The organism is Streptomyces sp. NPDC048255 (assembly GCF_040652415.1).
In the GTDB taxonomy this organism is placed as follows: Bacteria; Actinomycetota; Actinomycetes; order Streptomycetales; family Streptomycetaceae; genus Streptomyces.
Map to the genome: position 1 here is coordinate 102,784 of NZ_JBEZMA010000021.1, position 15,578 is coordinate 118,361.

Here is a 15,578-nt window from a genome sequence, read left to right on the forward strand (position 1 = left end):
CGGTGGCACTGAGGGCCACCGGCGAGTGGAATCTGTCGACTCAGAGAATCTCGACATCAACAAACCATTGAACTTCCACCATGAGGAAATTACTATCCACTGGTCAGAAGCGCCCTGAACCAAGAACGGCGCCCGCGACCGTATTCCGGAACTCTCCACACCCGACGGCACTGCGTGCCGTCTCGCGCGAGCATTCCCCCGCGGCCGCCAGGCACCGCCGCTGAAGGAGTGACAGATATGTCCGCACCAGCGCCGTCCCCGCTGGCCATCGTCGACGCCGAGCCCCTGCCCCGGCAGGACGAGGTCCTCACCGAAGCGGCACTCGCCTTCGTGGCCGAGCTCCACCGCCGGTTCGCCCCCCGCCGCGCCGAGCTCCTCGCCCGCCGCGCCGAGCGGCGAGCCGAGATCGCCCGGACCTCCACCCTCGACTTCCTCCCGGACACCGCACAGGTCCGCGAGGGGGACTGGCAGGTCGCGCCGGCCCCGGCCGCGCTGAACGACCGCCGCGTGGAGATCACCGGTCCGACGGACCGCAAGATGACCATCAACGCCCTCAACTCGGGCGCCAAGGTCTGGCTCGCCGACTTCGAGGACGCCTCGGCTCCCACTTGGGAGAACGTCGTCCTCGGCCAGCTCAACCTGATCGACGCCTACGAGCGCCGCATCGACTTCACCGACGCCCGCACGGGCAAGGCCTACGCCCTCAAGCCCGCCGGCGAGCTGGCGACCGTGGTCATGCGGCCGCGCGGCTGGCACCTCATCGAGCGCCACCTGCTGATCGACGGCGCCCCGGCCTCCGGCGCGCTGGTCGACTTCGGCCTGTACTTCTTCCACAACGCGAAGCGCCTGATCGACCTCGGCAAGGGCCCGTACTTCTACCTGCCGAAGACGGAGTCGCACCTGGAGGCGCGCCTCTGGAACGAGATCTTCGTCTTCGCCCAGGACTACGTCGGCATCCCGCAGGGCACCGTCCGCGCGACCGTGCTCATCGAGACGATCACCGCCGCGTACGAGATGGAGGAGATCCTCTACGAGCTGCGCGACCACGCGGCGGGCCTGAACGCCGGGCGCTGGGACTACCTCTTCTCGATCGTGAAGAACTTCCGTGACGGCGGCGAGAAGTTCGTCCTCCCGGACCGCAACGCGGTGACGATGACCGCCCCGTTCATGCGGGCGTACACCGAACTGCTGGTCCGCACCTGCCACAAGCGCGGCGCGCACGCCATCGGCGGCATGGCGGCCTTCATCCCGTCCCGCAAGGACGCCGAGGTCAACAAGGTCGCCTTCGAGAAGGTCAAGGCGGACAAGGACCGCGAGGCGGGCGACGGCTTCGACGGGTCCTGGGTCGCCCACCCCGACCTGGTCCCGATCGCCATGGCCTCCTTCGACGCGGTGCTCGGCGACAAGCCGAACCAGAAGGACCGCCTGCGCGAGGACGTCTCGGTGGCCCCGGGCGAGCTCATCGCGATCGACTCCCTCGACGCGAAGCCCACCTACGAGGGCCTGCGCAACGCGGTCCAGGTCGGCACCCGTTACATCGAGGCCTGGCTGCGCGGCCTGGGCGCCGTCGGCATCTTCGGCCTGATGGAGGACGCGGCCACGGCCGAGATCTCGCGCTCGCAGATCTGGCAGTGGATCAACGCGGGGGTCGTCTTCGAGCACGACGGCAAGCCGGTGAGGGCCACGGCCGAGCTCACCCGCAAGATCGCCGCCGAGGAACTGGCCGCCATCCGCGCCGAGGTCGGCGAGGAGGCCTTCGCGGCCGGGAAGTGGCAGCAGGCCCACGACCTCCTCCTCCAGGTCTCCCTGGACGCGGACTACGCGGACTTCCTGACGCTCCCCGCGTACGACCAGCTCTCCGGCTGACGCCACGCTGACATTCGGCTGAAACGCACAGCAGCCGAACATCCGGCGGTTCCGCCCCCGTTGCCCCACGGCACCGGGGGCGGAGCCGTTTTCGGCCCCGATCGCGCCGAACGACCGGTCGGTCGTTACCCCATCGTAATCTGCGGCTACCTAGCGGTAACAAGAGTCGGCATGTCACCTTTCCGATTGCCACCGGCCGGCGGTACCCCCACTTTCCCAGCCACGCATCGGAGTTGTTCCTGGCTTCCGCGTGGCCGAACGCAGGAGTTCCGCAGTGATCGGATCCCGCACCGCCCGAAGGAAGAACCACGCCAGTCGCGTGCGACGACTGACCGCCGTCGGCCTGGCCCTCCCTCTCGCGTTCACCGCGCTGCTCACGGCCGGGGCCGGCACCGCCGCCGCGGGCCCGGGCACCGGCCCCACCGCCGTCGTCTCCCTGGGCGACAGCTACATCTCCGGCGAGGCCGGCCGCTGGAAGGGCAACAGCCTGACCAACAGCGGGAACCGGCTCGGCACCGACCGGGCCTGGGTGAGCGGCAGTACGTACGACCCGGCGAAGGTATACGGAACCACGGCCGGCGGCTGCCACCGCTCCGACTCGGCCGAGGTGCGCAGCGCCGGCCCCATCGCCGACGTGGCGATCAACCTGGCCTGCTCCGGGGCCACCGCGGACAACGTGTTCCGGGCGTCGAACGGCGGCGTGGCGTACAAGGGCGAGGCACCGCAGGCCGACCAGCTGGCCGCCGTGGCCGCCTCCCACGACGTCAAGATGATCGCGCTGTCGGTCGGCGGCAACGACCTCGGCTTCGCCGACATCATCAAGGACTGCGCGTACGACTTCATCATCTGGAACTCGTACTGCTACGACGACCAGCAGTCCGGCGTGGACCAGAAGATCGACGGGGTCATGGCCAAGGTCGGCAAGTCCGTGGACGAGGTCCGGGCCGTGATGCGCGGGGCCGGCTACGCCGACTCCTCGTACCGGATCGTGCTCCAGTCCTACCCGTCGCCCATTCCGCGCGGCGCCGAGAACCGCTACACGCAGAGCGACTGGAGCCGGCTCAACACCGGTGGCTGCCCCTTCTGGAACCGGGACTCGGACTGGGCCCGCGACTCGCTCGTGCCGCAGATCGCGAACCGGCTCAAGGGGGTTGCCGCCGCCAAGGGCGTGCAGTTCCTGGACCTGCGGGACATGATGCAGGGCCGTGAGGTGTGCGCGAAGGCCAGCTCGCAGGTCAGCGCCGCGAACCCGGCGTCCGCCAAGACCAGTGAGTGGGCCCGCTGGATCGACAGCAGCGAGACGCAGGGGCTCATCCAGGAGTCCATGCACCCGAACTACTTCGGCCAGCTCGCAGCCGGCCGCTGCCTGGCCCTGGTCGCCGCCCAGCCGGCCACCTCGGGCTTCTCCTGCAAGAACACCGCCGGCGCCGATCAGACGGGCATGTTCCTCACCCCGGCCCCCTAGGGCGCGTCCCAGGCACGGCACGGCCCCGTCCCGGGCCTGCCGTGCCGTCGCGGCGCGGGGACGAGCTTCAGACCTGCGGGACGCCGGTCACGGCGATTCATTGAGCACGGACAGGACATTGCCCGCCGGGTCCTTGAACCAGGCGATGGTGGGCGTGCCTCCCTCACCGCGCACGATGCCCTTGTCGTCCGCCTCGAACTCCTCGTAGCGCTCCATGCTGACGCCGCGCGCGGTGAGGTCGTCCACGGCCCGGTCGACGTCGTCCACGGGGAAGTTCAGGATGGTGAAGCTCGCGGGCTGGTGGTTGTCCTTCGGGTAGACCAGGACCGTGGTGTCGCCCCCGAGGTGCAGGGCCAGGTGGCCCATGGTGTCGTCCTCCGAGACGCGCAGCCCGAGGGTCGAACCGTAGAACTCCTTCGCCTTGTCCAGGTCGTCGACCGAGAATCCGCTGAATGCCTTGCTGTCTGCGAACATGACTGTTCCTTCGATCAGACGCATCCCGCTGCCACTCCCCATCCTCCCCCCGCGCCCGTCGGCCGTCGATTCCGCACCGGAGCCGGTCCGGGCGGCTACGGCGCGTAGCCACCGGAAAACGGGGTGAGCGGCGCGGCGCGTGCTGGCATGCTCGGGCGCATGGCAGCCCGTACGTCACGTCCCAGCCTCTACCTCTCCGTCGACATCGAGGCCGACGGACCCATTCCCGGCCCGTACTCGATGATCAGCTTCGGGGCCTCGGTCGCGGGGCGGCAGGACGGCGCGGTGTACACCGCCGCCGATCCCGAACAGCGGACCTTCTACCGGTAGTTGCGCCCCATCAGCGAGGAGTTCGTGCCCGAGGCGCTGGCCGTGAGCGGGCTGGACCGCGACCGGCTGCTGAAGGAGGGCGCCGAACCGGGCGCTGCCATGGACGAGTTCCGCACCTGGGTGCGGGAGGTCTCCGCGGGGGCGCAGCCGGTGATGTGCGGCTACCCGGCCTCCTTCGACTGGACCTTCCTGTACTGGTACTTGATGCGGTTCGGCGCCGACAGCCCCTTCGGGCACTCCGGTTGCCTGGACATGAAGACGCTCTACGCGGCGAAGGCGCGGGTGCCGTTGCGCGCCGCCGTCAAGGGCCGGATGCCGCGCGAACTGCTGTCCCGCCGGCGCCATACCCACCACGCCCTGGACGACGCGATCGAACAGGCCGAGCTGATGAGCAACCTGATGCTCTGGACTCCCCCGGCGCCCGCCCCGTAGAACCGGCCGGCCCCGACCGGACACGGCGGCGCGTACGCCACACCCGCAGTGGGTGGCGTGCGCGCCGCCGTGTCGTCCGGCGCCGGCCCCGGGAGGGGTGGGGCCGGCCGGTCCGGACGTCAGTGGACCGGCACCGGTTCCGGGGCGGGCGAGGCCGCGTCCTTCTTGGCGCCGAGGTGGTTGAAGGCCAGGTTCAGCAGGATGGCCACCACGCAGCCGGTGCTGATGCCGGAGTCGAGGACGACCAGCAGGTCCTTCGGGAAGGCGTGGTAGAACTCGGGCGCGGCGATCGGGATCAGGCCGATGCCCACCGCGGCGGCGACGATCAGGGCGTTCTCGCCCTTCTCCATGGCCGCGCCGGCCAGGGTCTGGATGCCGCTGGCGGCGACCGACCCGAAGAGCACGATCCCGGCGCCGCCGAGGACCGGCAGCGGGACCACGCCGATGACGGAGGCCGCCATCGGACAGAGCCCGAGCAGGATCAGGATGCCGCCGCCCGCCGCGACCACGAACCGGCTGCGGACCTTGGTCATGGCGACGAGCCCGATGTTCTGGGCGAAGGCGCTGCACATGAAGCCGTTGAACAGCGGGCTGATCGCACTGCCGAGGGTGTCGGCGCGCAGGCCCCCCTCGATGGTCTTCGCGTCCGCCGGACGGCCGACGATCTTGCCCAGCGCGAGGATGTCGGCGGTGGACTCGGTCATGCAGACGAGCATGACGATGCACATGGAGATGATGGCCGCGACCTGGAACTGCGGGGCGCCGAAGTGGAAGGGGGTCGGGAAGCCGACGACGGAGGCGTTCTTGACGGCGTCGAAGCTGGTCATGCCCAGCGGCAGCGCGATGAGCGTGCCCGCGACCAGGCCGAGCAGGATGGCGATCTGCTGGAGGAAGCCGCGCAGGAACTTGCGCATCAGCAGGACGATGACCAGCGTGGCGGCGGCCATGCCGATGTTCTTCATCGAGCCGTAGTCGGAGGCGGTGCTGTTCCCGCCCTGGGACCAGTTGAAGGCCACCGGCAGGAGCGAGACGCCGATCAGGGTGATGACCGTACCCGTCACGACCGGCGGGAAGAAGCGGACGAGTTTGCCGAAGTAGGGGGCGGCGAAGAAGCCGAGGACTCCGGCGACGATGATCGCGCCGAAGATGATGGGTATCGCGTTGTCCCCCTCCCCCTTGCCGATCGCGATCATCGGGGTCACACCGGCGAAGGAGACGCCGTTGACGAAGGGGAGTTTGGCGCCGATCTTCCAGAAGCCGAGCGTCTGGAGGAGGGTGGCGAGGCCGGCGGTGAAGAGCGAGGCCCCCATCAGGAAGGCGGTCTCGGTGGCGGAGAGTCCGACGGCGGGGCCGACGATCATGGGCGGGGCGACGACACCCGCGTACATGGCGGCCACGTGCTGGAGGCCGCTGGTGAACATCTTCAGCGGGGGCAGCGTCTCGTCGACCGGGTGCTTCCCCCCGGGGTCGCCCGAGACCTGCGGTACTGCGACTGCGTCTTTGCGAAACCTGGGCGCCTGGGCCACGGCTTCCTCCGAACTGTTGAACACGTCGGCAGGGACGCGTTGTGTCTGGGAGGTGATGCGAAAGCTGTGCGAGTCGAGCCTTTATGGAGTTGTGGTGGTGCGAATACTTGCCCCAAGGAGTGCAGAAACGATTCGCCCAAACCGTCCCGCGACGTTGCGCGCGCATGGCGAAGCCAGTCGCACGACTCACCGCCCCCGGGAGCGCCTTCGGATTTCCTCAGGCGCTTCCCGGGAACAGCTGCCGTCGGACCCCGCTCGGGTCCGCGGCGACCGGCCGGGGGCCGTCCCCCCCGGCCGGACTCCGTGGATCAGGCCTGCGCGGTGATCCGCGCCAGGCGCTGAGCCTCTTCCCGCGTGGACACGGCGATGGCGTCCTCGTCGGCGAAGAGGAGTCGGTTGTTCTCGACGATCTGCTTGCCGTTGACGAACGAGGCCGTCACCGGGGCCGCCGCGCCGAAGACCAGCGCCGTGACCGGGTCGGCGATCGAGGAGTGCAGGAACGTGCTGAGGTTCCACAGCACCAGGTCGGCGCACTTGCCGACCTCCAGCGAACCGATGTTGTCGGCACGGCCGAGGACCTGGGCGCCACCGTACGTACCGAGGCGCAGGGCCTGGCGCGCGTTCAGGGCGCGCTCGCGGTGGACCGGGTTGAGGCGGTTGATCAGCAGCGCGTTGCGCAGCTCGGTGTGCAGCTCACCGGACTCGTTGGAGGCGGTGCCGTCCACGCCGAGGCCGACCGGTACACCGGCGGCGAGCATGTCCGGGACGCGGGCGATACCGGCGGCCAGACGGGCGTTGGAGGACGGGCAGTGCGCGACACCGGTCTTGGTGCGGGCGAACGCGGCGATGTCGGAGTCGTTCATGTGGACGCTGTGCGCCATCCACACGTCCTCGCCGAGCCAGCCGGTCGACTCGAAGTAGTCGGTCGGGCCCATGCCGAACAGTTCCTTGCAGAACTGCTCTTCCTCGACGGTCTCGGAGCCGTGCGTGTGCATGCGCACACCCAGGCGGCGGGCCAGCTCGGCGCCCTGCTTCAGCAGCTCGGTGGAGACCGAGAAGGGGGAGCAGGGGGCGACGGCGACCTGCGTCATCGAGTCGAAGGAGGCGTCGTGGTGCTTCTTGACGGTCGCCTCGGTGTCGGCGAGCGCGCCTTCGAGGGTCTCGACGGCGTGGTCCGGCGGCAGGCCGCCGTCCTTCTCGCTGCGGTCCATCGAGCCGCGGGCGAGGGTGAACCGTACGCCCATCTCGGACGCGGCGCGGATGATCGAGCCGGAGAGGTCGCCGGAGCCCTTGGGGAACACGTAGTGGTGGTCCATGGCGGTGGTGACGCCGCCCTTGGCCATCGCGGCGAGGGAGCCCTGCGCGGCCGTGTACGTCATCTGCTCGTCGATGCGCGCCCACGTCGGGTACAGCGCGACGAGCCAGTTGAAGAGGTTGTGGTCGGTGGCCAGGCCACGCGTGATCCACTGGTAGAAGTGGTGGTGCGTGTTGACCAGACCGGGAGTCACGAGGTGCCCGGTGCCGTCGATGCGGCGGACGACGTTCTCGAGGTTCTCGGGGGCCTTGCCCGCGCCGATCGACTCGATCTTGTTTCCGGCGACGACCACGTGACCCGAGGCGTACTCGGTGTCGTTCGCGTCGACGGTCGCGATCGCACAGTTCTCGATGACGATGCGCTCGACCGCGCTGTCAGGGGCTGCCGATGCTGCCATGGGACTTCCTCGTGCTTTCAGTGGCGGTACGGGCACGGCAAGGCCCAGGAGATTTGAGTGCCGGAGCCGGGGGCCTTGACAGCTGACAGTACTGCCGCCCCGAGTGATGCGTCCGGGTGCCGATTCAGGAAGCTGAAGGTGTGTCGCGGGTCCCGGGGCCACTGCGGAGCCCCGGGACACGCGTGCCGCATCAGAGGTTGGTCATGTCCACGGGGATACGGGCGTCAACGCCGTCCCGGAGAACAGTGGCCTCGATCAGACCGTACGGGCGGTCCGCGGCGAAGTAGACCTCGTTGTCGTTCTTGAGGCCGAAGGGCTCAAGGTCGACGAGGAAGTGGTGCTTGTTCGGGAGCGAGAAGCGGACCTCGTCGATCTCCGAACGGTGGTTGATGATGCGCGAACCCATCTGGTACAGGGTCTGCTGCAGCGAGAGGGAGTAGGTCTCCGCGAAGGCCTGCAGCATGTGCTTGCGGGTCTCGGCGTAGGACTTCTCCCAGTTGGGCATCCGCTGCTCGTCGTCCGACCAGTTGAAGCGCCAGCGAGCCGACACCTGGGTGGCCAGGATGCGGTCGTAGGCCTCCTTCAGCGTCGTGTACTTGTCCTTCACGTAACCCCAGAACTCGGAGTTCGTGGAGTTCATGACGACGAGGTCCTTGAGGCCGGAGATGACCTCCCAGTTCGTACCGTCGTACGTGATCTGGGTGACGCGGGTCTCCATGCCCTGGCGGACGAAGGAGTGGTTCACCTCGTCGGAGCCGATGAACTTGGAGTTGGCGTCCGAGGTGGCGATCCGGTCCCAGGCGTACTCCTCGATCCGGATGCGCGCCTTCTGGATCGGCTCCTGGCTGTTGACGAACCAGCGCGCCAGGTGGATGCCGAACTGCTCGGCGGACTCGATGCCGTACTCCTTGGCGAACGCGTACACCGTGTTCTTGGTGGTGTCCGTCGGCAGGACGTTGGCGTTCGAGCCGGAGTAGTGGACGTCATCCATGTCGCCGGAGAGGGCGACCGAGACGTTCAGGTCCTTGATGTGGTGGGTGTCGCCGTCCCGCGTGATCTTGACGACGCGGTTCTCTGCCTTGCCGTACTGGTTCTGGCCCAGAATCGTGGCCATGCTAGCTCCCTCGGTAAACGGAGTAGCCGAACGGGTTGAGCAGCAGCGGTACGTGGTAATGCTCGCCAGGAGTGACCGCGAAGGTGATCGTCACTTCCGGGAAAAACGCACCGCTGTCCCTTACGCGGGGGGCGTCCTGCTGCGCCTCGGCTTGCTTCTTGGAACTGTGCTTATCAAAGAAGTACGTCTCGGTCTCGAAGTCGAGACGTACGTGGGTGGTGCCCTCCGGCAGCGCCGGCAGGTCCTTGCAGCGCCCGTCCGCATCGGTGGCGGAGCCGCCCAGGGCCGCCCAGTCTCCGTCGAGCCCGGTACGGGCCGACAGCGAGATGGCGACGCCCTCGGCGGGCTTGCCGATGCTGGTGTCCAGGATGTGCGTGGACACCGACGCGGTGGTTTCGGTGCTCATGGTCACTCTCCCTCTACGAGGCGGGTCAGGCGGATCTTGTTGATCTTGACGAGCTCGCCGCGGGCGATTTCCCGCTCCTGCTCCGGCGAGTTGTCGATCCGGACCTTGACCGCGTCCCGCATGAACTCACCGGTCGCACCGGTGGCGCAGATGAGGAAGACGTGGCCGAACTTCTCCTGGTAGGCCAGGTTCAGTTCGAGGAGTTCGTTCTTGAGCTCCTCCGAGGCGCCGGCCATGCCGCGCTGCTCGCGGGCGGAGGTCGGGTCTCCCGGCTTCGGCCGGCCGATCGGCGCGTGGCCTCCCATGGCCTCGCCCAGGTCCTCGGCGGTGAGCTCCGCCATGGCGGACTCGTTGGCCGAAAACAGGGACTCGACAGTGGCGAAGGGGCGCTGGGCGAGCAGCTTGCTCCCCCATGCCGAACTGGCGCACACCTCGTGCAGCTCGGCCGTGGCCGCGCTGTCGTCCAAGGCGTTGAACCGGGTGAGACCCGGGGTCGGACTCGAAGTCACGGTAGGCCTCCGTGGCCTGTTGTTGCTTTGACGGGCTGCGCATAGCTAACGCCCTCGGCAACACGGCGTCAACACTTTGTTGAAACTTCCCGTACACAAAAGCCGCCGCCCGGGTGAATTGGGCGGCGGCTCGTCACGCTGGGTGAAACGACTCTTACTCTTGGGCGCTCTTTCCGGCCCCTTTCGGGCCGGCCGCGTCCCTGTTCAAGTAGTTGTAGACCGTGAAACGGCTTACGCCCAGGGCGCCCGCGACCGTCTCCACACCATGCCGGACCGAGAAGGCGCCTCGCGCCTCCAGTATCCGTACCACGTCCTGCTTGGACTTCCGGTCGAGCTGGGCCAGCGGTACGCCGTGCCGTCGCTCCAGGGCCGCGAGGATGTGGTCCAGCGAATCCGAGAGCTGGGGCAGGCGCACGGCCAGCAGCTCCTGACCCTCCCAGCTGAGCACGACGTCGTCGGGCTGCGCGAGGGCCGGATCCATGAGCTCGCCGCCCATCGCGTCCACCAGCGGCTTGACCGCGGTGACGAAGGGGTGGTCGCGGGGCTCGGTCATGGCGTCTCCTCCCCGATCACGTTCACCTGGAGGGAGACGCGCGTGGCCCCGGCCTCCAGGGAGTCGCGCAGCAGCGCGGCCACCGCGGCCAGCACCGGGCCGGACTCACCCTCGGCGGTGTTGCCGAACGGGCCGACGTCCACCGCGTCCAGCTGGGCCTTCTGGATGACCTCGCGGGCAGCCACGGCATGGGCGGGGGCCTCTTCGAGATCGAAGGGCTCGGTCGTGAACTCCACTCTCAATCGCACGCTGGTCAAGCTACCCGGGCGGGCAGGGGCGGCGCGACAGCGCCCTCCCCGGGGGGCGGCGGCCGGGTGGCGGGCAGGAGCGATTTTCCGGCAGTCCGTACTTGACATCCGGGACAAGGCCGATGCAGTCTTCCATCAAGCAGAAACTAACTTCCGCAATACGGAAGGAGCGCACACCCCTCATGGGATACACGGACCAGCGCTTCGATGTGAACCTTTCGATCCTCTTCACGGAACTCCCGCTCCTGGAGCGTCCCGCGGCTGCCGCCGCGGCCGGCTTCACGGCGGTCGAGCTGTGGTGGCCCTGGATCGAGACCCCCACCCCCGCACAGGCTGAGCTCGACGCCCTCAAGAAAGCCCTTGAGGACGCCGGCACCCAGCTGGTGGGCCTGAACTTCTACGCCGGCCAGCTGCCGGGCCCGGACCGCGGTGCGGTATCGGTTCCCGGTGAGGAGTCGGAGCGCTTCAACGCCAACATCAACGTGGCCGCGGACTTCGCGGCCTCGGTCGGCTGCAAGGCGCTGAACGCCCTCTACGGCAACCGGGTCGACGGCGTCGACCCGGCCGTGCAGGACGAGCTCGCGCTGAAGAACCTGGTCGTGGCGGCCCAGGCCGCGGACCGCGTCGGCGCGATCCTCCTGATCGAGACCCTCAACAAGCCCGAGTCGCCGCTCTACCCGCTGGTGAGCGCCCCGGCCGGCATCGAGGTAGTGGACAAGGTCAACGAGGCCACCGGCCTCGGCAACGCCAAGTTCCTGCTCGACCTGTACCACCTGGCGATGAACGATGAGGACCTCTCCGAGGTCATCGAAAAGTACGCCGCCAAGACCGGGCACGTCCAGATCGCCGACAAGCCCGGACGCGGTGCCCCCGGCACCGGCGAGCTGCCCCTCGAGGCGCTGCTCGACCAGCTGAAGAAGGCCGGATACGAGGGCTACGTAGGCCTGGAGTACAAGGCCGCCGACGCCGCCGCGTCCTTCGCGTGGCTGCCGGCCGAAGCCCGCGCCGCCAAGTAAGCGGACAAAGTCCAGGCGATCAGCCAGGCACCCCACGCGCTTTTCGTACGAAGCATTAAGAGAAGGACCCTCATCATGAGCACCCTCCCCAAGATTGCCTGGATCGGTCTCGGAATCATGGGCTCCCCCATGGCCGAGAACCTCCTGAAGGCCGGCTACTCCGTCACCGGCTTCACGCTGGAGCAGGACAAGCTGGACCGCCTCGCCGCCGCCGGCGGCTCCGCGGCCGGCTCGATCGCCGAGGCCGTCAAGGACGCCGACGTCATCATCACGATGGTGCCCGCCTCCCCGCAGGTCGAGGCCATCTCCTACGGTGAGAACGGCATCCTCGAGAACGCGAAGTCCGGCGCGCTGATCATCGACATGTCGTCGATCACCCCGCAGACCTCGATCGACCTCGCGAAGAACGCCGCCGAGAAGGGCATCCGCGTCATCGACGCCCCGGTGTCCGGCGGCGAGGCCGGCGCCATCGAGGCCGTCCTGTCGATCATGGTGGGTGGCGAGCAGGCCGACTTCGACGAGGCCCTGCCGGTCCTCCAGGCCCTCGGCAAGACCATCGTGCTCTGCGGCCCGCACGGCTCCGGCCAGACGGTGAAGGCCGCCAACCAGCTCATCGTCGCGGTGAACATCCAGGCGTGCGCCGAGGCCGTCGTCTTCCTCGAGAAGTCCGGCGTGAACCTCCAGGCCGCCCTGGACGTCCTCAACGGCGGTCTGGCCGGCTCCACGGTCCTGACCCGCAAGAAGGACAACTTCCTGAACCGCGACTTCAAGCCCGGTTTCCGGATCGACCTTCACCACAAGGACATGGGCATCGTCACCGACGCCGCCCGCAACGTCGGCGCGGCCCTGCCCGTCGGCGCGGTCGTCGCCCAGCTGGTCGCCTCGCTGCGCGCCCAGGGCGACGGCGGCCTGGACCACTCCGCGCTGCTCCGCGCGGTCGAGCGCCTCTCCGGCGCCCAGGTCTGATCCGACCCGGGGCCTTCGGGCCCGGGCCTCCCCGCAAGGGGACCTGAGTTTCCGGATGGCGCCGGTGCTGACACCTGTCCTGTCGCGCCCAAGCGCCGGCGCCGTCCGGATCACCTCTCTCCCATCTTTGTTCAACAAACTGTTGACGTTGCGTTCATGCCGAAATTAGGCTGTTCCGCATGACGGAAGACGCCTTCCGTCAGCAGTTACCCGTACGGAAGGTCACCATGTCGAAGCGCACGCTGACGACCGAGTCCGGCGCCCCGGTCGCCGACAATCAGAACTCCGCCACCGCCGGCGTCGGTGGCCCGCTCCTGGTCCAGGACCAGCAGCTCCTCGAGAAGCTCGCCCGCTTCAACCGCGAGCGCATCCCGGAGCGCGTGGTGCACGCCCGCGGTTCTGCCGCGTACGGCTACTTCGAGGTGACCGATGACGTCACCGCGTACACCAGCGCCGCGTTCCTGAACACGGTCGGCAAGAAGACCGAGACCTTCCTGCGGTTCTCCACCGTGGCCGACTCCCTCGGTGGCGCGGACGCCGTCCGCGACCCGCGCGGCTTCGCCCTGAAGTTCTACACCGAAGAGGGCAACTACGACCTCGTCGGCAACAACACCCCGGTGTTCTTCATCAAGGACCCGATCAAGTTCCCCGACTTCATCCACTCCCAGAAGCGCGACCCCTTCACGGGCAAGCAGGAGCCGGACAACGTCTGGGACTTCTGGGCGCACGCCCCCGAGGCCACGCACCAGATCACCTGGCTCATGGGTGACCGCGGCATACCGGCGTCGTACCGTCACATGAACGGCTACGGCTCCCACACGTACCAGTGGACCAACGAGCAGGGCGAGGCCTTCTTCGTCAAGTACCACTTCAAGACGAACCAGGGCATCCGCTGCCTGTCGGGCGAGCAGGCCGCCGAGCTCGTCGGCTCGGACGCCAACTCGCACCAGACCGACCTGCTCCAGGCCATCGAGCGCGGTGTGAACCCGAGCTGGACCCTCTACGTCCAGATCATGCCCGCCGCCGAGGCCGCGGACTACCGCTTCAACCCGTTCGACCTCACCAAGGTGTGGCCGCACAGCGACTACCCGCTGCAGCGCGTGGGCCGTCTGGTCCTCGACCGCAACCCGGACAACGTCTTCGCCGAGGTCGAGCAGTCCGCCTTCTCCCCGAACAACTTCGTCCCGGGCATCACCGCCTCGCCGGACAAGATGCTCCAGGGCCGTCTCTTCGCGTACGCCGACGCCCAGCGCTACCGCCTCGGTGTGAACCACACCCTGCTGCCGGTCAACGCCCCGAAGGCGACCAAGGCCGAGAACTACGGCCGCGACGGTGTCATGGCGCTGCGCAACGGCTCGCGCCACGACAAGAACTACGAGCCCAACTCGTACCAGGGTCCGGCCGAGACCGGTCTGGCGCTCGGCGCCCCGAAGGCCGTCTCCGGCTACACGGGCACCCACGAGGCCCCGGCCCACACCAAGGACGACGACTTCTTCCAGGCCGGTGAGCTCTACCGCCTGATGTCGGAGGCCGAGAAGCAGCGTCTGGTGGCGAACATCGCCGGCGGCCTGTCTCAGGTCACCCTCGAGGACGTCATCGAGAAGAACCTGGCTCACTTCCACGCCGCCGACGCCGACTACGGCAAGCGCGTCGAGGAGGCCGTCCGCGCCCTGCGCGACGCCTGAGCCGATAGCTGTACCGGGGGCCTGACGGGAGGTCAGGCCCCGGGTGCTGAGCCCGAGCCGCGGACCCGGATGAGGGGTGGTACGCGGTGAGGGCGGACTGCGCCAGCTTTTGCGGCTGGCGCCGCGTGAGGACCGTGGCGGGCGTGCGAGCCAGTGCGGTGGTAATGGGTTCCGAGGCCCGTCTCTTGACCTGAGGGAGACGACGCCGGAGTTCTCGTCGCCGACCGCCACGGTCCCGGCAACTCCTCTCCCGTGCAGGGGATACGCACAGAGCCCCCTGCACGGAACGGAGGAGCCTCCTGCTCCGCCCGGCGGTGCGAACGTCCTGTCGCGCCAGCCTCGCCCCGTCGGGCGGTCACAAACCAGAGCGCCGAGTCACGGACGGTCCCGTGACTCGGCGCTTTGTCGTTCCCGCCCTCCCCCGGCCTTTACCGCAACCCCACGATCCGCATCCGTGTCCCCCGCCAGACCGGCGGCATCCCCCAAGCTCTCGTCCAGTCTTGGATGTCGCTGCCCGCGGGTGGTGTCACGGGTGACGCCACCCTGGTCTACGACTCTCGCGACGTCAGTGGCGAGACGGCGTGGCAGCTCCACGGAAGCCCGACTCTCTGACCGGTCCCCGGTTCCCGTCGCGTCGAAGCGGCCTCGGTCCGCAGGCCCACCGCGGCGTTACGGGGGAGGGCCTGCTGGCCGGGAAACCGGTGCGGTGCAACACCACCTTCACCGACCCCGGGCCCAAGTGCGTCGGAGAGCGCCGTACGGTCGTGCCTACTGACGACGACCGGACAGTGACGCCGGGTCAGGTGGCTGCCCCGCGCAGCCCCTGGCCGAGCTCCCCGACAACCTGCCCCGCTTCGCAACACACCCGGGCCTGGCGCCACCGCGCGAGGCGCCGGGCACCCCGACCGGCGCGAGGCGCGACGCGCAGATCTCCACCAGGGCTTGCTCGAACTGGCCTGCAGCCTCATATGCCTTGCCGCCCACGAACCTCATTCTGAAACGATCAGTAGGCCTTGATTGGTGCGGCCGACCTGGCGGCCTGCTCGATCTTCGCGCAGTAGGCGGCACGGGCTTCCTCGTCGATCTGCTTCTCGTGTTCGGCGCGCAACCCGGTCCGGCCGTCGAGGCCCTCGCGCAGGATATCGGCGTGCCCGGCATGCCGGATGGATTCGCCGAGGACATGGACCATGATGGCGAACAGGTTCGTGTCGGCATGAGGCTCCGGCCACCACGGCACGTGGCCGGGGGCGTCGAGGGGAAGCTCGTTGATCGTCGC

The 15,578-nt window shown here is 68.7% G+C and carries 16 protein-coding genes; 7 read left to right on the forward strand and 9 right to left on the reverse strand.

What is annotated here, in order from left to right; translation table 11 throughout:
- Positions 1–237 precede the first annotated feature (237 nt).
- Both aceB and AB0D94_RS18805 read left to right on the forward strand, forming a co-directional pair.
- Positions 238–1,866 (forward strand): malate synthase A, encoded by a 1,629-nt coding sequence (gene aceB / locus AB0D94_RS18800; protein ID WP_362052694.1) that lies wholly within the window; start codon positions 238–240, stop codon positions 1,864–1,866.
- Between the two features lie 319 nt (positions 1,867–2,185).
- Positions 2,186–3,331: a hypothetical protein gene (locus AB0D94_RS18805; protein ID WP_362052697.1), complete on the forward strand. Its 1,146-nt coding sequence runs from the start codon at positions 2,186–2,188 to the stop codon at positions 3,329–3,331.
- Positions 3,332–3,418: 87 nt separating this feature from the next.
- On the opposite strand, the gene AB0D94_RS18810 is transcribed toward AB0D94_RS18805, so the two are convergent.
- Positions 3,419–3,805 carry a VOC family protein gene (locus AB0D94_RS18810; RefSeq protein ID WP_362052700.1) on the reverse strand — a complete coding sequence of 129 codons (387 nt, stop codon included), beginning with the start codon at positions 3,803–3,805 and terminating at the stop codon, positions 3,419–3,421.
- A 159-nt stretch (positions 3,806–3,964) separates the two neighbouring features.
- Here AB0D94_RS18810 and AB0D94_RS18815 point away from each other — a divergent pair, with 159 nt between their 5' ends.
- Together AB0D94_RS18815 and AB0D94_RS18820 are read left to right on the forward strand one after the other, a co-directional pair.
- Entirely contained in the window at positions 3,965–4,135 is a 171-nt protein-coding gene (locus AB0D94_RS18815; RefSeq protein ID WP_362052703.1) for a hypothetical protein, read from the forward strand.
- On the forward strand, positions 4,136–4,567 hold the full coding sequence (locus AB0D94_RS18820; protein WP_362052706.1) for a 3'-5' exoribonuclease: 432 nt from the start codon (positions 4,136–4,138) through the stop codon (positions 4,565–4,567).
- 119 nt (positions 4,568–4,686) lie between these two features.
- Here the strand turns inward: AB0D94_RS18820 and AB0D94_RS18825 are convergent, their stop codons facing one another.
- The 7 genes from AB0D94_RS18825 to AB0D94_RS18855 all read right to left on the reverse strand — a co-directional run bounded on the left by AB0D94_RS18825 (position 4,687) and on the right by AB0D94_RS18855 (position 10,635).
- Positions 4,687–6,003 (reverse strand): nucleobase:cation symporter-2 family protein, encoded by a 1,317-nt coding sequence (locus AB0D94_RS18825; RefSeq protein WP_362052748.1) that lies wholly within the window; start codon positions 6,001–6,003, stop codon positions 4,687–4,689.
- A gap of 398 nt (positions 6,004–6,401) precedes the next feature.
- Positions 6,402–7,805 (reverse strand): 8-oxoguanine deaminase, encoded by a 1,404-nt coding sequence (locus AB0D94_RS18830; RefSeq protein WP_362052709.1) that lies wholly within the window; start codon positions 7,803–7,805, stop codon positions 6,402–6,404.
- 190 nt (positions 7,806–7,995) lie between these two features.
- Positions 7,996–8,919, reverse strand: a complete 924-nt coding sequence (gene pucL / locus AB0D94_RS18835) for a factor-independent urate hydroxylase (RefSeq protein ID WP_362052712.1) — start codon at positions 8,917–8,919, stop codon at positions 7,996–7,998.
- Position 8,920: 1 nt separating this feature from the next.
- The gene (gene uraH / locus AB0D94_RS18840; protein ID WP_362052715.1) at positions 8,921–9,325 is read right to left on the reverse strand and encodes a hydroxyisourate hydrolase; all 405 of its coding nucleotides are present in this window, start codon (positions 9,323–9,325) and stop codon (positions 8,921–8,923) included.
- A gap of 2 nt (positions 9,326–9,327) precedes the next feature.
- On the reverse strand, positions 9,328–9,834 hold the full coding sequence (gene uraD / locus AB0D94_RS18845) for a 2-oxo-4-hydroxy-4-carboxy-5-ureidoimidazoline decarboxylase (protein WP_362052718.1): 507 nt from the start codon (positions 9,832–9,834) through the stop codon (positions 9,328–9,330).
- A gap of 154 nt (positions 9,835–9,988) precedes the next feature.
- Entirely contained in the window at positions 9,989–10,387 is a 399-nt protein-coding gene (locus AB0D94_RS18850) for a helix-turn-helix domain-containing protein (RefSeq protein WP_362052722.1), read from the reverse strand.
- On the reverse strand, positions 10,384–10,635 hold the full coding sequence (locus AB0D94_RS18855) for a hypothetical protein (RefSeq protein ID WP_266940058.1): 252 nt from the start codon (positions 10,633–10,635) through the stop codon (positions 10,384–10,386). Before AB0D94_RS18855 ends, AB0D94_RS18850 begins: the two co-directional genes overlap by 4 nt.
- Before the next feature lie 182 nt (positions 10,636–10,817).
- Between AB0D94_RS18855 and AB0D94_RS18860 the strand changes: the two genes are divergently transcribed.
- The 3 genes from AB0D94_RS18860 (at position 10,818) to AB0D94_RS18870 (ending at position 14,302) form a co-directional block, all read left to right on the forward strand.
- Positions 10,818–11,651, forward strand: coding sequence for a TIM barrel protein (locus AB0D94_RS18860; RefSeq protein WP_031149244.1), 834 nt, complete (start codon positions 10,818–10,820; stop codon positions 11,649–11,651).
- 75 nt (positions 11,652–11,726) lie between these two features.
- Entirely contained in the window at positions 11,727–12,617 is an 891-nt protein-coding gene (locus AB0D94_RS18865; RefSeq protein WP_362052727.1) for a 2-hydroxy-3-oxopropionate reductase, read from the forward strand.
- Positions 12,618–12,844: 227 nt separating this feature from the next.
- On the forward strand, positions 12,845–14,302 hold the full coding sequence (locus AB0D94_RS18870; protein WP_362052751.1) for a catalase: 1,458 nt from the start codon (positions 12,845–12,847) through the stop codon (positions 14,300–14,302).
- A gap of 1,003 nt (positions 14,303–15,305) precedes the next feature.
- On the opposite strand, the gene AB0D94_RS18875 is transcribed toward AB0D94_RS18870, so the two are convergent.
- Positions 15,306–15,578: DUF664 domain-containing protein (locus AB0D94_RS18875; RefSeq protein ID WP_362052730.1), on the reverse strand; the 273-nt coding region annotated here is incomplete at its 5' end.